The organism is Sorangium sp. So ce1014, assembly GCF_051521505.1.
Taxonomy (GTDB): Bacteria; Myxococcota_A; Polyangia; order Polyangiales; family Polyangiaceae; genus Sorangium.
In genome coordinates, this window is the sequence record NZ_CP150356.1 from 3,938,229 (window position 1) to 3,959,203 (window position 20,975).

General features: G+C 70.3%; 5 protein-coding genes. 4 read left to right on the forward strand and 1 reads right to left on the reverse strand.

The window, feature by feature from the left end; translation table 11 throughout:
- The first annotated feature begins 69 nt into the window (after window positions 1-69).
- The 4 genes from WME75_RS15040 (at window position 70) to WME75_RS15055 (ending at window position 16,904) form a co-directional block, all read left to right on the forward strand.
- Window positions 70-2,109 (forward strand): AgmX/PglI C-terminal domain-containing protein, encoded by a 2,040-nt coding sequence (locus WME75_RS15040; RefSeq protein WP_437491115.1) that lies wholly within the window; start codon window positions 70-72, stop codon window positions 2,107-2,109.
- A 482-nt stretch (window positions 2,110-2,591) separates the two neighbouring features.
- The gene (locus WME75_RS15045) at window positions 2,592-3,500 is read left to right on the forward strand and encodes a tetratricopeptide repeat protein (protein ID WP_437491118.1); all 909 of its coding nucleotides are present in this window, start codon (window positions 2,592-2,594) and stop codon (window positions 3,498-3,500) included.
- A 77-nt stretch (window positions 3,501-3,577) separates the two neighbouring features.
- Entirely contained in the window at window positions 3,578-15,097 is an 11,520-nt protein-coding gene (locus WME75_RS15050) for a tetratricopeptide repeat protein (protein ID WP_437491121.1), read from the forward strand.
- A gap of 178 nt (window positions 15,098-15,275) precedes the next feature.
- A complete protein-coding gene (locus WME75_RS15055) occupies window positions 15,276-16,904 on the forward strand; it encodes a serine/threonine protein kinase (protein WP_437494823.1) in 1,629 nt (542 codons plus the stop codon).
- A gap of 136 nt (window positions 16,905-17,040) precedes the next feature.
- On the opposite strand, the gene WME75_RS15060 is transcribed toward WME75_RS15055, so the two are convergent.
- Complete coding sequence (locus WME75_RS15060; protein ID WP_437491123.1) at window positions 17,041-20,931, reverse strand: serine/threonine-protein kinase; 3,891 nt, start codon at window positions 20,929-20,931, stop codon at window positions 17,041-17,043.
- Window positions 20,932-20,975: the final 44 nt, after the last annotated feature.

Sequence of the window (20,975 nt, forward strand, 5' to 3'; positions counted from 1 at the left end):
CTGCCCTATCGATTTATCCCCCGGTGCCGGGGGCGTGCGCCGCGGGGCGTATAGGGAAGGCTGGCGGAGATGGAAGGCAAGCAAAGGGTCGCTCTCACATTTGCGCTCTACCAAAACGAAGCGCTCGTCCGTCGAGAGACGATCACGCAGGACATCGTCAAGGTAGGCAAGGACGCGAAGAGCCATCTGCGTGTCGATGACGAGCTTGCCTCGCGCATGCACGCGGTCATCGAGGTCGCCTCCCCGCAGGACATCACGCTCATCGATCTCGGCAACGAGCCGGGGACGATGGTGAACGGGGCGCGCGTCAACAAGTGCAAGATCAGCCCAGGCGATCAGCTCCAGATCGGCGGGACGAAGATCATGCTGGAGCGCGCCGAGCCGGTGGCGGTGGCCGCGGCAGCGGGCCCTGCGAAGCCGGTCCCCGCGAACCCGTTCGCCGCCGCGCCACCGTCGAGCCCGTTCGCGGCCGCGCCGTCGAACCCGTTCGCGGCCGCGCCGTCGAACCCGTTCGCCGCGACCGCTGCGAGCGGGGCAGACCCGTTTGCCTACAACAACCCGTTCGCGCAGTCGGCGCCCGCCGTCGACGAGGTGCCCCACGACGCGCCGGAAGGCTCGTACACGTACACGCTCGTGAAGAACGGGCCGGACGTGCCGAGCGAAGAAGTCGAGGTCCCGGCGGCCTCCGTCGAGATCATGATTCTGTGGGATGCCGCGGTGCTTCACGTCGCGCACCTCACGCCGCCGCGCTCCTTCTACGTGGGTGAGGAGGAGAGCAAGAACTTCAAGTGCGACTACTTCATCCCCTCGGAGAAGCTCGGCACCACGCGGGCGCCCATCGTCCTCGCCGACCGCACGGGCTCGGTCTCCGTGGTGCTCCTTCCCCGCGCCACCGGCACGATCGAGGTCCCGGGGACGCCGAAGATGACGGTGCAGCAGGCGATCGACCAGGGCCGCGCGCAGCCTTGCTCCGAGCTGTCGGGCGCCTACCAGATGGCGCTTCCGACCGGCGCGAAGGCGAAGGTCGAGCTCGACGGCATCGTCTTCCAGGTGTCCGCCGTGAACGCGGGCAAGGTCGTGGCCGGCCATTTCCAGCTGGACACGCAGGGCCTGCTGTACACGGGCCTCTCCATGGCGGTGCACCTCGGGCTGCTCGCGGCGATGGCCTTCTTCATGCCGCCGCTGGGCGACACGGGGGAGGACGGGATCTCGGCGGACCAGCAGTTCCTTATCCAGCAGTACCTCGCGGCGGCCGCCGAGAAGGAGATGGAGGAGAAGGAGACCGAGCAGGTCGCCGACAACGCGGCGGACAACAAGGAGGGCGGCACCGGTACGCGCGCCAAGGGTGAAGAGGGTTCGATGGGTAACCCGAACACCAAGGCCACCGGCAACCGCTACGGCGTCCAGGGCCCCGCGGACAACGCCGATCCGCACATCGCCCGCCAGGCCGCGCTGCGCGACGCCGCGGAGTTCGGCATGATCGGCCTGCTGAACGCCGGCGCCGGCGGCGACCCGAACGCCCCGACCGCGCCGTGGGGGCGCGACGATTCGCTCGGCAACGATGCGCTGAGCGCCCGCGGCAACATGTGGGGCGATCAGATCGGCGACTCGTTCGGCGCGGGCGGCCTCGGCCTCTCCGGTATCGGCGAGGGCGGCGGCGGGCGCGGCGAGGGGATCGGCCTCGGCTCGATCGGGACCATCGGTCACGGCGCCGGCACCGGCACCGGCCAGGGCTTCGGCTCCGGCCACGGCCGCCTCGGCGGGTCGCATCGCACCAAGCCGCCGCAGGTGCGCATGGGTGCGACGAGCGTGAGCGGCCGTCTGCCGCCCGAGGTCATTCAGCGTATCGTTCGCCAGAACTTCGGCCGATTCCGGCTTTGCTACGAGAACGGCCTCAGGAACAACCCGAATCTGCAGGGCCGCGTTGCGGTGCGCTTCGTCATCGGGCGCGACGGCGCGGTCTCCAACGTCGGCAACGGCGGCTCGGATCTGCCGGACAACGGCGTGGTCTCCTGCGTGGTGCGGGCGTTCTACGGCCTGTCGTTCCCGCAGCCCGAGGGCGGTATCGTCACCGTCGTCTACCCGATCATGCTCAGCCCCGGCGGCTGAGCTCGTCTCGCCGGTCGGCTCTCGCGAGCGCCCCGCACGCACTGTGCGGGGCGTTTGCCATTTCGGGAGCCGGACGCGACAGGAGCGGGGCGCCGCTCAACGTCACCGGCGGTCGCCGCGCCGTGGTCGTTGGGGGGACCACCAGGTCGGCGTGCGCCCTCGCGGGGGAGGGGGCGGGGGCTCGCCGGAAGGCGCCGCCGGCCGGCGCATGAGCGGGGTCTGAAGCCCTGGACTTCCGCGGTAGCCTCCGCCTATTCTCGCGACGCCGCGCGAGGTTGAACGCGCGCCACCTCAGGACGCTTGTGACGGTGCCACACGGAGCGGCGCAGCCCGTCTCCGGATTGCTGACGGAGCGGCGCGGCCGGCTCCGCGAACTGTTGGAGGAGCGGCGCAGCCGACTCCAGGAATTGATGGAGAGGGGCGGCGTGACCCCGCGGACACTTGGACGCCGGCAGAGCCGATCCCATTCGAAAGGTGAGCAGATGAAGCTTGGGGCATTCTTGATGGTTGGGCTGGTCGCGGCGGGCGCGGCGGGGCTGGGCTGCTCCCGGAATCGGCAGGAGGCCGTCATCCTGGCGAATCACGCCGACAAGGAAGTCGCCGTGAACCCCGAGGGGGCGGCCAACAAGTACGAGCAAGCGACCAAGCTCGACCCCATGAACCACCGCATCTTCTTCAAGCTGGCGATGGCGCACAAGAAGAGAGAGGAGTGGGATAAGGTCGCTTCCACGCTGGCTCGCGCCACGCAGATCGCTCCGAAGTTCGCCAACTACTGGTTCGAGCGGGGCTGGGCGCTCGAGCAGCAGGCGAAGAAGAAGACGATCTCCTACGAAGAGGCCAAAGAGCCCTACCAGAAGTGCATCGAGAACGATCCCAACTTCGCGGACTGCTACTCGCAGCTCGGGAACGTTTACCTCTGGACGGACGACGAGCAGAAGGCGCTCGAGAACCTCACCAAGGCGATCGAGCACAACCCGAGCGAGATCCGCTACTACGCGGCGCTCGCCGACCTGTATACCCGTCTCGGTTACACGAAGGAGGCGGAGCAGGTGCTCAAGGAGGCGAAGTCGCTCGCGAAGCCGGGAGACAAGTACCTCTTCGGCGTCCACAGCCTGCTCGCGTCGGTCTACCAGGAGCGCGGGTCCACGGCGGAGATGGTGACCGAGCTCGAGGCCGCTCGGGCGGTTGCCCCGGCGGATGGTCCGGAGTCAGTACAGATCCTCTGGAGCCTCGGGAGCACGTACGCGACCCTGGAGCCGCCGCGCAAGCAGGAGGCGATCCAGATGCTCAAGGGGTTCACAGCGCGCGCCTGCAAGGGATCGAGGGCGGCGAGCTTCAAGACCGAGTGCGAGACGGCGAACACGCTCGTCGCGCGGCTCGGTGGCCAGTAGCCGTGATGCCGCGCGTGGCGCGGGACACGTAAGGCGTTTCAATCCGTTCGAAGGTCGGGGCCGAGGGTCGATAATCAATGGATCTTGCGCAGCGTCTCAATCATCTCGAGTCGGTTCATGACTGGCAAGGGCTCGTCGAGGAGCTCGAGAAGGGGATTGCGGCCGAAGGGGACGCGACCCGGAAGGCGGCATATCACCTGAAGCTCGGGCGGCTGCTCGAGGAGAAGTTCCTTCAGGCCGTCAAGGCGCTGAAGCACTTCCAGGACGCGTACAAGCTGAATCCAGCGCTGCTCGAGGCGCTGGAGTCGGCTCGTTCCATCTACTGGGACCTCGGCAAGACCAACATGGTCCTGAAGCTCCTGGAGCTCGAGCTGAGGAACGCCCCCGAAGGGACCTCGGCCGCCGAGCTCCTCGTCGAGCTCGGCGACGTGCTCTGCGACGCGGGCGACTTCGAGCGAGCGACGGCGACGTACGCGCGCGCGCTCGGCGCCTCGGGCGGGACGAGCGAGGAGGCGCGCGCCTGCCTCGGCGACATGCAGGTCGATCAGTCGTCGTGGGCGGCGCACATGGCGGAGCTGGTCGACGCGGCCGACACCGCCGCGACCACGAGCGAGCGCAAGCGGCTGCTGCTGCGCGCGGCGCGCCTCGCGAAGCGCTTCGATCGCGCCCAGCTCGAGGGCCTGCTCCGGAGGGCGTACGAGACGGCGCCCTCCGACAAGCAAGCCGCGGCGATGTTCGAGGGGCTGCTCGCCGAGGAGGAGCGGCCGCAGGCGATCGTCGAGACGCAGCGTGGCATCCTCGAGTCGCGCGCCGGCGTGGCGCGCGGCGAGGCGGCGTTCAAGTTCGGCGTCCGCTGGGCCACGCGGCACCAGAACGTCGAGATCGGCTCGAAGCTCCTGGAGGAATCGCTCCGGTACGACCCCTCGAACGAGGCGGCGTTCGCCTACCTGCGCGAGCTCTGGGGGACGAAGGAGGGCAACTGGGAGCGCGTCGCGGCGCTGGCGGAGAGCGCTGCGAACCAGAACGGCAACTCCCCGTTCATGATCGCCCAGGCGGGCGGCATCGCCTGGCGGCAGCTCGGCAATCTCATCCGGGCCAGGAGCTGGTTCGAGCGGCTCTCGGCGGTCGCGCCGACGCACCCGAGCGTCAGCGCGTTCGAGGCGCAGATCGGCGAGCGCCTCACGGCCGCCGCGCCTGCTGCGACGCCTGCGCCGGCTGCCGTCGCGCCGGTCGAGCGGGCCGCGGACGTCACGCCGCTCCCCGTGAGCACGCCGGCGCCCGTGAGCGCAGCGGCGCCCGTGAGCGCAGCGGCGCCCGTGAGCGCAGCGGCGCCCGTGAGCGCAGCGGCGCCCGTGAGCGCGCAGGCTCCGCTCAGCGCGCCTGCCCCCCTGAGCGGCAGGGCGAGCACGCCTGCGGACATTCCGGTCGATGCCGCGTCGGACGACGACGGCGACGCGAGATCCTCGGTCGTCGGCGCAGAGCCGGCGCCGCCGCCGCGCGCTCCCGCCGAGAGCAGGCCTGCTGATTCCGAGGTCGGCCGGCGGCCGACCGCGCCGCCGCCCCCGGCCGCCGAGGTCGCGGGCCGCGTCGAGGAGCTCAAGGCGAAGGCCCAGAAGCAGGAGCAGGCCAAGCGGTACAACGAGTACGTCAAGACGCTGATCGAGATCGCCGAGGCGGTCTCGGATCCCGCCGAGAAGATCGAGAACTACTCGAAGGCGGCGGAGCTCTACTCGGGCAAGTTCTCGAACGCGGCCGAGGCGGTGAAGAGCTACGAGGCGATCCTCGCGATCGACGGCGAGCACGCGCAGGCGATCGATTTCCTCCGCCAGAGCTACGAGAAGCGGCGCGACTGGGAGAAGCTCATCGGGCTGCTCCGCCGCGAGGCCGCCGCGCTCCCGGAGGGCGGCGAGCGCGCCGCGAAGTACCTCGAGATCGCGAAGCTCGCGTCGGAGCGGGTGAAGAAGGTCGACTTCTGCATCGAGCTCTGGGACGAGGTCCTCGCGAACGATCCGGAGAACCCTGAGGCGCTGAACGCGCTGGCGGGGCTCTACGAGAAGAACAAGGACTACCAGGCGTTCGCGCGGGTGCTTCAGAAGCAGGTCGACACGACCTTCGACAGCACCCAGAAGCTCGCGCTCCTCAGCAAGCTCGCGCAGCTCTACGGCGAGCGCCTCAAGGACGACGAGGCCGCGGTCAAGGCCTGGCAAGAGGTGATCGCGCTGAACCCCCAGGACCGCAAGGCGCAGGAGGCGCTCAAGAAGGCGTACCTCCAGCTCCAGCGCTGGGACGACCTCGAGGTGTTCTACGCCGAGAGCGGCAAGTGGGACGAGTTCATCCGCGTCCTCGAGTCGCAGGAGGCGAAGGAGACCGACGACGCGGCCAAGATCAGCCTGCTGCTCAAGATCGCCGAGCTCTGGATGGTCCAGAAGCAGAAGGCGGATCGCGCGGCGCGCGCCTACGAGAAGGTGCTCTCGATCGACGTCGCGCACCTCGCCGCGGCCGAGGCGCTGATCCCGCTCTACACGCAGGCGAACAACTCGAAGGGGCTCGCCGGCGCCATCGAGGTGAAGCTCTCGCACGACCAGGACGACGCCTCCCGGCTCGACCTCTACCGGCAGGTCGCGGCGCTCTACGAGACGCGGCTGAAGGAGCCGCAGAAGGCGTTCGAGCGCTATCTCTCGGCCTTCCAGATCGCGCCGCAGGACGAGCAGTGCATCGATGACGTCGAGCGGGCCGCGCGCTCCACCGAGGGGTGGGACGCCCTCATCGACGCCTACTCGACGGCGATCGCGCGCGGCGAGAGCGAGGGGGACATCGCGCTCGGGGTCGATCTCCGGCTCCGGCTCGGGCGCGTGCTGCTCGATGAGGTGAAGCGCATCGACGAGGCGCTCTCGCAGTTCCGCGCCGTGTACGAGGCGGACGGCGAGAACCAGGCCGCGATCAGCGCGCTGGAACGGCTGTACCGCGAGACGGGCCGCTTCGGCGAGCTGCTCGGCATCTACGAGAAGAAGCTCGGCATCGTCACCGAGCCCGAGGAGCGCAAGCAGATCCTCTACGCCATCGCCGAGCTCTACGAGGGCGAGCTGCGCGACGCGGTGCAGGCGATCGCGACGTACCGCCAGGTGCTCGACGACGAGCCGACGGACCCGCAGGCGCTCGCGGCGCTCGACAAGCTCTACCGCGAGCAGCAGGACTGGGAGTCCTACGTCGACGTGCTCCGCAAGCGGATCGACTCCCCGCTCGACGAGGAGGCGCTCATCGACCTCAAGTTCCGGCTCGGGAGCACCCTCGAGAAGCACCTGAACGATGCGGCCGGAGCGCTCGAGAACTACAAGGAAATCCTGATCCTCGATCCGGGCAACGACGCGGCGCGCCTCGCGCTGGAGGCGCTGCTCACGAACGAGTCGCTGCGGGCGGAGGCGGCGGCCATCCTGCAGGAGATCTACGAGGGGCGCGGCGACTGGGAGAAGCTGATCCAGGCGCTCGAGATCCTCGCCGCGGCCGAGGGCGACACGGCGACGCGCGTCTCGCTGCTCCGGAAGGTGGCGCGGACGGCCGCCGAGAGCCTGAGCGACCTGAACCGCGCGTTCGACGCGCAGTCGCGGGCGCTCAAGGACGACCCGTCGCACGCCGAGACGCGGGCGGAGCTCGAGTCGCTCGCCGCGCAGGCGGGCGCCTGGGATCGGCTCGACGTCATCTTCAGCGAGATCGCCGATTCGCTGAGCGACACCCGGCTGAGCCGCGAGTACTGGATGCGGCTCGCGAGCACCCACGAGCGGCTCGGCAAGGTCGAGGACGCGGCGAACGGCTACCTCCGCGTGCTCTCGATCGATCCCGCCGACTCGGAGTCGCTGGAGGCGATGGACGCGCTCTACCGGCGCACCGAGCGCTGGGGCGATCTCATCGGCGTCTACCGGCGCCGCATCGAGCTCGTGCACGAGCCCGCCGAGCGCGAGGGCCTCTACGCGCAGATGGCCGAGGTCTACGAGCAGCGCCTCGGGCAGCCGGAGGAGGCGATCGCCGCCTACCGCGAGGTCCTCTCCATCGACGACACGAGCCTCGTGGCGCTCTCGGCGCTCGACGGGCTCTTCAGCCGCCAGGGCATGTGGGAGGAGCTGGCGGACAACCTCGAGGCGCAGCTCAGCATCGCGGCCGAGGAGGAGGCGCAGATCCGGCTGATGCTCCGGCTCGCCGCGCTGCGGGAGTCGCGGATGCGGCTCGTCGATTCGGCGATCGACATCTACCGGCAGGTGCTCGAGCGCGAGCCGACCAACGTCGAGGCGCTCGCGGCCCTCGAGCGCCTCGGCAAGCTCCCCGAGCACGAGGTCGCCATCGCGGAGATCCTCGAGCCGCTGTACCGCCAGTCGGGCGACTACCAGAAGCTCATCGGCGTGCACGAGGTGCAGGTGCGCCGCAGCGATGACGTGACCCGTCGCGTCGAGCTGCTCCACCAGATCGCCGTGCTCTACGAGGACGCGGGCGCCGACCTCAACTCGGCCTTCGACACCTACGCGCGGGCGCTGAGCCAGGATCCGGCCTCGGAGTCGACGCAGGAGGGGCTCGATCGGCTCGCGCGCGCGACCGGTCGCTTCGCCGACCTGGCGCGCGTGTTCGAGACGCTGGCGGCGCAGCAGACCGACGCGGAGCTCGCGAGCACGCTCTACACGATGAGCGCGCGCATCTACGAGGGCGACCTCGGCGACATGGACAGCGCCGTCGGGCACTACCGGCGCGTGCTCGAGATCGATCTGCGCAACCTGCACGCGGCCGAGTCGCTCGAGCGGCTGTTCCGGACGTCGGAGCGGTACAACGAGCTGTCGCAGATCCTCCAGCAGAAGGCGGAGATCCTCGACGACCTGAGCGAGAAGAAGCTCGCCCTGTTCCAGGCCGCGAGCATCGAGGAGGAGGTGCTCGATCGGCACGACCAGGCGATCGCCGTCTACGGCAAGGTGCTCGAGCTCGACGCCGAGGATCTGCGGGCGATCGACGCGCTGACCAAGCTCTACCTCAGCCTCTCGCGCTGGCAGGAGCTGCTGTCGGTCTACGCGAAGAAGGCCGATCTCGTCCTCGACTCGAACGAGAAGAAGCGGATCTACTACCAGATCGGCGCGGTGTACGAGCGCGAGCTCGGCAACGTCGCGAGCGCGATCGACACGTACCAGCGGGTGCTCGAGATCGATCCGGACGACCTGCAGGCGCTCGGGCGGCTCGACGTCCTCTACCAGACCTCGCAGAACTGGCTCGAGCTGCTCAGCGTGCTCCAGCACGAGGCGGAGATCACCGCGGACCCGGCCGAGGGCATCAGCTACCAGTACCGGATCGCGGAGCTCTACGAGAAGCACCTCGACGACGTCTCGCGGGCGATCGAGCTCTACCGCGATCTCCTCCAGCAGATGCCCGACCACGAGCCGACGCTCCGCGCGCTCGAGCAGATCAAGGACGGCAGCCGCGATCCGCTCGGCGCCGCGCTGGTGCTCGAGCCGATCTACGACGCGTCCGGCGAGTGGCCGAAGCTGATCAGCGTGCTCGAGGTCCGGGTCAAGGTGGCCGAGGACCCGTACGAGAAGGTCGACCTGCTCCACCGCATCGCGCGCCTCTCGGAGGAGATGCTGAGCGACCACGCGACCGCCTTCGAGACGTACGCGCGGGCGGTGACGTTCGACATCGGCAACGAGGAGTCGCTCGCGAACCTCGAGCGGCTCGCGATGATGGTGAACCGCTGGCCGCAGGTCGCCGCGCTCTACGACACGGAGCTCGGCCGGCTCGACGAGGAGCCGTCGCGCTTCGTCGAGCTCGGGCTCCGGCTCGCGCAGATCTTCGAGACGCAGCTCGACGACATCGACAGCGCCGTCGCGCGCTACCGGCGCGTGCTCGACGTCGAGCCGGAGAACCAGACCGCGATCGCGTCGCTCGACCGCCTGTTCACGGCGACGGAGCGGTGGAGCGACCTCGTGACGATCCTCTCGCGCGAGTCGGAGGTCGCCCAGTCGCCCGACGAGATCCTCGAGTTCAAGTACCGGCTCGGCGTTGTGTACCAGACGCGGCTCAACGACCTGCCGGCGGCCATCGCGGCGTACCGCGAGGTGCTCACCGCAGCCCCCGAGCACTCGCCCACGCTCGAGGCCCTCGAGGGGCTCTTCGCGGCCGGGATCAAGCAGATCGAGATCGGCGCGATCCTGGAGCCGCTCTACCAGGCGGCGGCGGAGTGGGAGAAGCTCGGCGGGGTGCTCGAGGCGGAGCTCACCCACCTCACCCAGGAGCCGGATCGGCTGTCGATGTACTACCGGCTCGGCGAGCTCCAGGAGGAGCGCCTCATCTCGCCGGACGGGGCCCTCGCCGTCTTCATCCGGGCGCTGAAGGAGTACCCGGGCGACGAGAAGACGATCGAGGAGGTCGAGCGGCTCGCCGGCTCGGTCGACGGCGGCTGGGAGCTGCTCGCCAACGCGTACGCCGACGTGCTGGGCATCCACGCCGACAAGGACGTGCAGACCAGCATCGGCAAGCGGCTCGCGCGGGTCTTCGAGACCGACCTCAGCGACGTCGCCAAGGCCGAGGAGACGTACCGGTACGTGCTCGGCATCGATCCGCTCGAGGCCGAGGCGCTCTCGAACCTCGACCGGATCTACACGCAGCTCGAGCAGTACCCGGAGCTCGCGAGCGTCCTCGAGCAGCGGGTGCGCGCGACCGAGGATCGCCCGGAGCTCGTCGACCTGTACCTCCGGCTCGGCCAGACGTACGAGGAGCGGCTCGGGCAGCTCGACGACGCCATCCGCGCCTTCCGGCGCATCTTCGACGAGCTCGAGACGACGAACGAGCAGGCGATCAGCGCCCTCGAGCGCATCTACACGACCAAGGGGGCCTGGACCCAGCTCAAGGTCGTGCTGGAGCGGGAGCTCGAGAACGCGATGGGCGACAGCCAGGAGGCCGACATCCGCGCCAAGATGGCGCACCTGCTCGCCGATCGGCTGAACGACGTCCAGGGCGCGGTCGAGACGTGGAAGCGCGTCCTCGACCTCCGCGGCGAGGATCCGGAGGCGCTCGGGGCGCTGTCCAACCTGTACGAACGGGTCGGGCAGTGGGCCGAGCTCTGCGACGTCCTCGAGCGACACTACGACATCGCGCTCGACGACGAGTCGCGCGTCGCGGTGCTCCTCCGCCGCGCCAAGCTGTTCCACGAGCAGCTCGGCCGCGACGACTCCTCGCTCGACGACTACCAGCGCGTGCTCGACATCGACTACGCGAACCTCGAGGCGCTCTACGCCATCGCGGCGATCTGGCGGCTCCGCAACGAGCCCGAGCAGATCGTGACCTCGCTCCACCAGACGGTGGATCGGGCGCGGGACGTGCTGCCGGCCGAGAACGTGATCGCGCTCTACCGCGAGCTCGGGACGACCTACCAGCACGTCCTCGGGCAGGCGTACGACGCCATCGACGCCTGGAGGAAGCTGCTCGACGTCGACCCGAAGGACTTCGAGGCGATGGCCGCCCTGGAGAACCTGCTCCGGGCCGAGGGGCGCTGGGTCGAGGTCATCGACGTGAAGATGGGCCGGGCGGCGGCCTACGAGTCGCCGGCGGACAAGGTGCGCGAGTACCTCGAGGTGGCGCAGATCTGGGAGCACCAGGTCGAGGAGAAGGACCGGGGCACGCTCGCGTACGAGAAGGTCCTGGAGCTCGACCCGACGCACGATCAGGCCTTCGCGGCGCTCGAGGAGCTCCACGACGCGGCCCGGCGCAGCGAGCCGCTCATCGAGCTCTACCTCGCGCGGCTCGAGTCGCGCGAGGAGGTCCACGAGAAGACCGACATCCTCCGCAAGGTGGCCCGGGTCTTCGAGGAGCAGCTCGAGGACAGGCCCCAGGCCTTCGACGCGCTGCTCACGGCGTTCGAGATGGACTTCTCCGACATGGAGACGGTCCGGTACCTCGAGCGCATGGCGCAGGCGACGAACCGCTGGCCCGAGCTCGTGCAGACGGTGAACGGGTGGCTGCAGCAGCAGACGTCCCCGGTCCAGAAGATCACGCTCTGCCTGCGGCTCGCCAAGTGGTACTCGGAGGACCTCGGTCACCCCGAGTACGCCCAGCCGTACTACCAGCAGATCTACGCGTACGACCCGAACAACGTCGCTGTGCTGCGCCAGATGGCGAACTTCTTCAAGAAGACCGGCCAGTGGCAGCGGCAGGGCGAGATGCTGACGAACGCCCTCAACGTCGCGGTGATCGACGTCGACCGGAAGGAGATCCTGACCGAGCTCGGCGAGGTCCTCGAGAAGCACATGGGCGAGGTCGAGCAGGGGCTCAGCTTCTACAGGCGCGCCCTCGACGTCGATCCGCTTCACCTCGCGGCCCTCGAGGCGCTGGAGCGGATCTACACGGATCGCGATCAGTCGAACGATCTCGTCGACGTCCTGCTCCGCAAGGCGCGGGCCGTCAGCGAGCCCGACGTCGTCGCGTCCGTGAAGCTGCGCACCGCCGGCCTCTATGAGACCAAGCTCGGCCTGATCGACAAGGCCGGCGCGGTCTACCGCGAGGTGCTGGAGATCGACGCGTCGAACCTCCTCGCGATGCGGGGGCTCGAGCGCGTGTACACGACCACGCAGCAGTGGCCGGATCTCGTGCGCGTCCTCGAGATGCAGCTCGACGTGGTCACCACCGAGCGCGAGCGCATCGACGTGCTGATGAAGATCGCGACCCTCCAGGAGGAGCAGTTCCTGAAGCCCGATCTGTCGGCCGCGCGGCTCGAGCAGGTGGTCGAGATCGACCCGACGCACGAGCCCGCGCTCGAGGCCCTGGAGCGCTGCTATCGCCGGCTCCGGCAGTGGCACGACCTCATCAACACGTACGATCGGCACATCAACGCCGCGGAGGATCGCCAGAAGAAGATCGAGCTCTGGTCCCACACGGCGAAGGTCTACGCGGAGGAGATCGAGGACCTCGACCGCGCGATCGACGCCTACCTGAACATCGTCGAGATCCAGGACACGCACATCCCGTCCCTGGAGGCGCTGGCGAAGCTCTACGAGAAGCAGGACAACTCGGCGAAGGCCATCGAGTACATGACGCGCGTCGCGGACCTGACCGCCGACGGCAAGCAGCGCGTCGAGATGTACTTCCGGATCGGTCGGCAGCTCGACGAGAAGCTCGGCGAGCGGACGCTGGCGCAGGAGCGCTTCGAGATGGCGCTCGATCTCGACCCCGCCCACGTGCCGTCCCTGGCGGCGCTGCGGGTGATCGCGATCGACGCGGCCGACTGGGATCGCGCGGCGCGCTACCTCGAGCAGGAGCAGATGAACACCGACGCGCCCCGCGCCAAGGCGCGGCTGCTCGTCGAGCTCGGCAAGCTCCGCGACGACATGCTCGGCGAGCACACGCTCGCGGTGCAGGCGTACGAGATGGCGCTCCAGAGCGACCCCGACAACGAGGACGCCGCGATGCCGCTCCTCAACGAGTACGTCTCGACGGAGCGGTGGGCCCAGGCCGAGCCGCTCGCGGAGATGCTCGTCAGGAAGAGCGGCAAGCGCGACCGGTCAGAGCAGCACCGGCTGCAGCGGACCTTCGGCAGGGTCCTCGATCGGCTCGGCAAGGACGAGGCGGCGCTCAAGGCGTACACGGCCGCGCACAACCTCGACCTGACCGACCAGGAGACGATCCGTGGCCTCGCGGACGTGAGCTTCAAGCTCGGCGACTGGGCGAGCGCGCTGACGAACTACCAGAAGGTGCTCACCAGCCTCGACGAGGCCGAGACCGAGGAGCGCGCCACCGTCTACTACAAGCTCGGCTGCATCAAGCAGGCGCAGGGGCAGTCGAAGCAGGCGGTCAACAACTTCGAGAAGGCGCTCGGGGCCGACCCCGCGCACCGGCCGACGCTCGAGGCGATGGTCTCCGTCTACGACGCGCTCAAGGACTACAAGCAGGTCTGCCACTACAAGCGGCTGATCCTCGACAACATCATGGACGGCCCCGAGCGGTTCAAGATGTTGAACGAGATCGGGGACATCTGGGTCGAGAAGGAGAACAACACCTCGAAGGGCGTGGAGGCCCTCGAGGAGGCGCTCGATCTCGAGCCGCAGAACCACGTCCTGCTCCACAAGCTGCTCCAGCTCTACCAGCGCACGGGGCAGTGGGAGCAGATGGTCGACTGCCTCCAGCGGATCGCGGAGCTCGAGACGCAGCCGGATCGCAAGAGCCGCTACCTCTACACGATGGCGCAGATCTACCGCGACAAGCTGGAGGACCCGGCGCGCGCGGTGGAGCTGTTCAACGACACGCTGGACCTGAACCCGCACTCCCTCGAGGCCTTCGAGCGCATCAACAAGATCCTCACGGCGCAGAAGGAGTGGAAGCAGCTCGAGCGGGCGTACCGCAAGATGCTGCACCGGGTCGCCGGCAAGGGGAACACGGACCTCGAGTACAGCCTCTGGCACGCGCTCGGGCTCATCTACCGCGACCGGCTCGGCGACCGGACGGCCGCCGTCGAGACGTTCCGCATGGCGTCGCGGCTCAAGCCCGAGGACGCGACCGAGCACCTGATCCTGGCGGAGCTCTACGAGCAGTCGGAGCAGTTCGATCAGGCGACCGGCGAGTTCCAGGCGATGGTCAAGATCGACCCGATGAAGATCGACCCGTACAAGCGGCTCTACCGCCTGTACGTGGACGGCAAGCGCTACGACCAGGCCTGGTGCGTCGCGGCGGCGCTCGCGTTCCTCCGCAAGGCCGATCCGGACGAGCAGCAGTACTTCGAGGACTACCGCCCGCAGGGGCTGATCCCGGCGAAGAGCCGGCTCGACAACGAGCAGTGGATCAGGAACCTGTTCCACGAGGAGGAGAACCTCTACGTCGGCAAGATCTTCGAGATGATCGCGGGGGCCGCGCTCAGGGCGAAGATCGAGACGCTGAAGCAGAGGAGGGAGCTGCCGGTCCTCGATCAGCGGTTCCTGCAGGATCCGGCGACCTCGACGGTGACGTTCGCCCGGACCTTCGGCTGGGCGGCCAACGTCCTCGGCCTCCCGGCGCCGCGGCTCTACGTGCGGAGCGACGTGCCCGGCGCGCTCGTCGCGGTGGCGAACGAGCAGCCGGCGTCCGTCGCGGGGCAGACCGTCCTGACAGGGTTCTCGCCGCAGGACCTCACGTTCATCGTCGGCAAGCACCTCGCGATGTACCGCGGCGAGCACTACATCAAGACGCTGTTCCCGACGGTCACCGAGCTGACGGTGCTCCTCTTCGCCGGGATCAAGCTCGTCGCGCCCGACACGTCGGTGCCGCAGGACATCGAGAAGCAGATCATGGCCACCGCGCAGACGCTCCGCGGCTTCATGCAGCCGGTGCAGCTCGAGGGGCTCCGCATGGTGGTCAAGAAGTTCCTCGCGGAGGGCGCGAAGGCGAACATCAAGCGGTGGGTCCAGTGCGTCGACATCACGGCGGCGCGCACCGGCCTGCTCCTCTCGGGCGATCTCGAGATCGCGAAGAAGATCATCGCCGCCGAGCCGCAGCAGCCCGGGGATCTCCCGCCCCAGGACAAGCTCAAGGAGCTGATCATCTTCTCGACGAGCGATCAGTATTTCGCGCTGCGTCAGGCGCTCGGCATCGCCATCGGCGAGGGGTGAGCGCGCCACTGCGAACCCTAAGTAGCTGAATTCACCTCAACATTGGAGATGTGGGGTCGGGGGCCATCCGCTTCCGGCCCCAACATCTCTCCGGCGTCCTCGGGAGGCACATCTCCATGAGTCTGCTTGACGAGTCAGCAATCCTTACGAACGATCGGGTGCTGTGACCTCGTCATCGATGATCGTCCGGCTCCCCGTGCAGTCCGCGAGAGGCTTCGGGAGATACAGGCTGATCGCAAAGCTGGGGCAGGGAGGGATGGCCGAGGTCTTCCTCGCTGCGCATCGCGGCCCGCTCGGCTTCGAGAAGCTTGTCGTGATCAAGCGGCTCAGGCCGGGCATCGCGACCGAGCCCGAGGTCAACGCGATGTTCCTCGACGAGGCGAGGCTCGCGGCGCGGCTGAACCACCCGAACGTCGTGCAGACGTACGAGTGCGGTCAGATCGACGACCAGTACTACATCGTGATGGAGTACCTGGAGGGGCACTCGCTCGATCGGATCTGCAGGAAGATCGACCCCTCACGTCATCGCGCGGTCTACCTGGCGATCCTCTCGGACGCGCTCGCGGGGCTGCACTACGCGCACGACCTCATGGACTTCAACGGGCAGCCGCTCCATGTGGTCCACCGCGACATCAGCCCGCACAACATCTTCGTCACCTACGACGGGCAGGCGAAGGTCGTCGACTTCGGCATCGCCAAGTGGGCGACGCGCGACGCGGATACAAGCACCGGCGTCGTGAAGGGGAAGATCCGGTACATGGCGCCGGAGCAGGCCCTCGCGACGATGGTGGACCGCCGCGCCGACGTCTTCTCGATGGGCCTCATCTTCTGGGAGCTCGTCGTGGGCGAGCGCTTCTGGGGAGATCTCTCCGACGTGCAGATCCTCCAGCGGCTCACGTTCGGCGAGATCCCGCAGCTGCGCGAGCGGTGGCCCGCGGCGCCCGAAGCGCTCGAGCGGATCTGCTCGCGCGCCCTCGCGATGGCGCCGGAGGACCGGTACGCGACGGCGGCCCTGATGCGCGAGGACGTCGAGGCCTACCTCGCGACGATGGGCCGGCGCCCCTCGTCGGCCGAGATCGGCCGCCTCATCGGCGAGACGTTCGCGAACCGCCGGGCCGAGGTGCGGGCCGCGATCAGCGACCAGCTCGGGCGGCTCCACTCGGTCGCGGGCGAGGGCGCGGAGGAGTTCGAGGTCCTGCCGGTGCTCGAGGAGCGCGCCGCGGTGCCGTGGTCCCAGCGCATGACGATGTCGCAGATGTCGCAGCAGTTCGCCGCGCCGGTGGCGGACCCGATGCTGGGCGACGACAGCTCGCGCGAGGACAGCATCTCGAACCGCCAGACGATCCCGACGATCATGGTCGCCAACGCCAAGTCGACCCGGCGCAAGGCGCTATGGGGCGCGGGGATCGCCGCGCTCTCCGTGCTGCTGATCGGCGGCACGTGGGCGGTCATCTCGCTGTTTCCCTGGACGTCGCCGGAGCCGGATCCTGTTCCGGTCGACACGACCAGCCCCGGGCCGACGCCCACCTTCACTCCGCCCGTCGTCGCCAATCTCATCGAGCTCCGGATCATCGCCACGCCGCTGGACGCGAAGATCTACCTCGATGATGTCGAGCTCCCCAGCAACCCGTTCTTCGCGCGGTTCAGCCGGGATGGCACCGGACACCGCATCCGGGTCGCGGCCGACGGGTACACCCCGGAGGCGCGCTTCGTGGTGTTCACGCGCGACGAGGTGCTGACCATCAACCTCCGCCCGGTGCAGCCGACGTCCCCCAAGCAGGGCGGCGGCGCCGCGCCCCGGAAGTGACGGCCGGGGCCGCTGGCTCGCCGTAGCCGCCGGAGGGCGGCGCGGGCGCGCGTCGCCACCTTCAGCGCGGCGCGGGCGCGCGTCGCCGCCTTCAGCGCGGCGCGGGCGCGCGTCGCCGCCTTCAGCGCGGCGCGCCCTAGAGCTTGCTGCTCATCATCGCCTCGAGCGGCGGCGGTACGCAGCCGTAGGCCTCGGCGGCCGCGAGCAGCGCCGAGTTCTGCGGCAGGTTGAGCAGGAACGAGCTCGCGTAGGGCGTCCCCTCCAGCCCCTTCAGCCGACGCAGGAGCGGCGGCATCGCGCGCTCCATCGCGTCCCGCGCGCCCTCCAGGTCGCCCATGTCCACGCAGGCGTCGTGGAGCGCGAGGTAGATGGGCGCCTCGTTGAGCAGGCTTGGCGCGCCCGCCTCGACGAGCGCCGCCGCCTCGCGCGCGATCTCGCGGGCCTGCTCGGCGTTGCCGAAGCGGCGCTCCGCCTCGGCGCAGAACCCGAGCGCCACGGGGAGGACGTCGCGGTTCTCCGTGACGCGGTAGGCCTCCGTCGCCTTCTTCAGCAGCGAGCGCGCCCGCGCGAGGCCCGACGAATCGAAGCGCAGGAGCTCGCAGCCCCGGTAGAACAGGATGCCGAGCGTCACCCGGTCGCGCACGACCCACATGCTCCCCGCGGCCTCGTCCGCGCTCGCGCGCGGCTCCGCGAGCGCGGCGTCGAGCTGCGGCTCGGGGCCGAACGTCGCCGCCCAGCAGAGCAGGATCATCTGCCCGTGCCGCGCCGCCCCGGAGCTGCCGATCGCCTGCGCCCTCGCGATGCCCCCCTCGATCTCCTGGAGCGCCTCCGCCCGCGCGCCGATGGTCGTGAGCGCGAAGCCGACGTTCATCGTCAGCATCGCCTCGCGCTCCTGCAGCCCCGCGCGGCGCGCCGCCCGCGCCGCGTTCCGGCGCGCCTCCAGCGCCGCGGCGGGCTCGCCGCGCGTCTGGTGGGCGACCGCGCGCGTCTGCCAGGCGTCGACCGCCGCCCAGACGAGGCCCCGCCGCGCCGCGAGGTCGAGCAGGTGCGCGGCCTCCTGCTCCGCCATCGCGAGCTGCCCGGCGAACGCGTGGACCTGCGCCAGCGTGGCCGAGCACTGCGCCTCCTCCTCGACCCGATCGATCGACCGAGCGCGGTCGCGCAGCTCTGTCAGGCGCCCCTCCAGGTCCATCCCGGAGCCGCACGCGTGGTCGTAGCGGGCGCGCGCGGTGAGCGTGCGCAGCTCGCTCGCCTCGTCGTGGACGTTCTCCCACATCGCCCGGATCGCCGAGTCGCGCTCGGGCGAGCGCGCGTCGAGCCGCGAGTACGCCTCCTCGAGCAGGACCGCGCGCGAGAACCCCGTCGGCTTGTCGGGGGAGAACACGAGCGCGCGATCGGCCATGGTGACCGCGTCCCGGAGCGAGTTCGTCGCCAGGGCGCGCCGCGCGGCGGCCTCCCAGCGGATCGCGGCCTCCTCGTGCTCGCCGCCGAGGTCGAAGTGCTGCGCCACCGTCGCGCTGTCCTCGCCGTGCCGGTCGAGCCAGCGCGCCGCGGCGGCGTGCAGCTTCTGGCGGAGCTCGTCGCCGACCGAGGCGTACGCGACGTCGCGGACGAGCGCGTGCTTGAACAGGAACTCGCGCGCGGCCGGGACGCGCGACGCGGGCTGCTCGACGAGGAGCTCCGCGGCGAGGAGCTTCGTCAGCGCGATCTCGGGCTCGACCACGCCGACCTCGGCGAGGCCCACATCCCAGACGGACAGGCCGAAGACGCTCATGCGCACCACCGCCTCGCGCGTGGGCTCGTCGAGCGCGTCGAGGCTCACCTGGATGGCCGCCTCGATGGTCGGCGCCGTGGCCGCGTCCTTGCCGGAGGCGATGACCCGCGCGAGCTCCTCGGCGAAGAGCGGCGAGCCGGCCGCCTGCTGCGCGACCCGGTCGAGCGTCGCGTCGTCGACGGGCCGCGCGGCCGCGGCCGCGCTGAAGACGGCCCGCGCGATCTCGCGCGTGGCCCGGCGCGCGATGGGGCGCAGCTCCACGCGCACGTGGTCGCGGCCGGTGAAGCGCTGGCCCTGGTCGCGCCAGAACGCCGGGCGCACCATGAGCATGACGAAGAGCGGCCGGCCCGCCGCTCGCCCGAGGAGGTGATCGAGCCACGCGACGCTCTCCGGGTCGGCCCACTGCGTGTCCTCGACGAGCAGCGCGCACGGCTCGATCGAGGCCGCGCCGACGGCGATGTCGGTCATCGAGAGGTACAGCGCGTCGCGCGCGCCGCGCAGGTCGACCCCGTCGGGGAACGGCTGGTTCGCGAGGAGGCGCGCGAGGAGCCTGCCGTCGCCGTGGAGCATGCGCCGCGCGCGCACCGCGTCGTCGGCCTGCTCCAGCGACGCGCCCTTCGGCAGCCCCGTGAGGACGCGCAGCGCGTCGGTGGCCACGCCGAGCGCCTGCGCGCGGCCGAACGACTCGCAGCGCAGCTGGACGAGCCGCGGCGGATCCGGCCGGTCCGCGATGCGGGCGACGAACTCGCGCGCGAGCCGGCTCTTGCCGATGCCCGGCGGCCCCGAGATGCTCACCACGACCGGCGTCCGCTCCTCCACGCAACGGTCGAACGCGGCGACGGTGGTGATGAGCTCGGCGTCCCGCCCCACGAAGGGCGTCTGCGCGTCGGGCCGCTTCGGCGCGCGCGACAGCACCCGCACGGCGCCGCTGTCCTGGGTCTCGCCCAGGAAGCGCCCGCGGGACAGCTCCACCGTGGTCGCGTCCGCGAGGACCCGGCCGGGGCCTGCCTCGCGCGCGAGCGCGACCGCGCGGTCGACGACCTCGCCGGCCGATCGCGTCCGGTCGACGCGCATGCGGCCGGAGGCGACGCCGACGCGGCCGCCGCGGCCGCCGAGCGCGAGACCGAGCTCCAGGGCCCGCGACGCCTCGTCGCCGTGGGCCTGCCGCACGCCGAGGTGGGCGGCGATCGAGTCGGCGCCGAGCGGCAGCGCGTCGGCCCCGCGGCGCCGCAGCGCATCGAGCTCGCGCTGCCGCTCCTCGCCGGTGGCCACGTGCAGCGCCACGATGGTGGTCACGAGCCGCGTGCCCATCACGCCCGGCGGGTTGTCGCTCACGCGCAGCGGGGAAGGGGTGGGCAGGTGCGGCTCGCTGACGAGCGCCACGAGCTTCTCCGCCACCTCGCGCGCCGAGCCCGGCCGGAGCTCCCGGTCGGCGAGCAGCAGCGCGTGGATCAGCTCGTCGAGCGCAGGGACCACGTCGAGCAGGAACTCCGAGAGCCGCGGCGCGGGCGTGGTCGCCAGGCGCACGAGGGTCGCCATCGAGGTCGGCCCCATGTGCGGCGGCCGGCCGGCGACCAGCTCGAACAGCGTCGCGCCGAGCGAGTAGAGGTCGCTGCGCGCGTCCACCGTCGCGTCGCCGCGCGCCTGCTCCGGCGAGATGTAGGCCGGCGTGCCGACGAGGCCGCCCGCGTCGGTCGTGAGCACGAGCTCCTTCGACGCCGCCACCCCGAAGTCGACGAGCTTGACCCGGATCTCGGCGTCCGGCGGCCCGTGCAGGAGGAGGATGTTCGACGGCTTGATGTCGCGGTGGACGACGCCCGCGTCGTGCGCGGCCGCGAGCGCGCTCGCCACCTGGCGCCCGACCTCGAGCCCGTCGCGGAGCGAGAGCGGGGAGCGCCGCTGGCGCGACGCCAGGTCCTCCCCGTCGAGCCACTCCATCGCGATGAACGTCGCCCCCTCCTCGATCCGCCGCCCCTCCCCGTCCGTCGCGCTCGAGTCCAGCGTCCCGAACGCCACGACCCGCACGATCCCTGGATGATCGAGCTCCGAGAGGATCTGCCCCTCGCGGGAGAGCCGGGCCTGGCTCTCGGCGTCGACGCCGAGCGCGGTGATCAGCTTCAGCGCGACGTACCGCTCGGTCTGCACGTCGAACGCGCGGTGCACGGTGCCGATCCCGCCGCGGCCGACCTCGCGCTCGATGTGGAATCGGCCTGCGATGAGCGGCCTTGCGGGCTCGATGCGCGCGGTGTTCATGCGCTGGCCAACGTGATGCGTGGGGTGGGCGCCGGGGGCGCCCG

Bases quoted from the DNA above. Each gene is read 5' to 3' on its own strand.
- WME75_RS15045 (WP_437491118.1), top strand. From the start codon at position 2,592: ATGAAGCTTGGGGCATTCTTGATGGTTGGGCTGGTCGCGGCGGGCGCG.
- WME75_RS15060 (WP_437491123.1), bottom strand. From the start codon at position 20,931: ATGAACACCGCGCGCATCGAGCCCGCAAGGCCGCTCATCGCAGGCCGA.
- WME75_RS15040 (WP_437491115.1), top strand. From the start codon at position 70: ATGGAAGGCAAGCAAAGGGTCGCTCTCACATTTGCGCTCTACCAAAAC.
- WME75_RS15050 (WP_437491121.1), top strand. From the start codon at position 3,578: ATGGATCTTGCGCAGCGTCTCAATCATCTCGAGTCGGTTCATGACTGG.
- WME75_RS15055 (WP_437494823.1), top strand. From the start codon at position 15,276: ATGATCGTCCGGCTCCCCGTGCAGTCCGCGAGAGGCTTCGGGAGATAC.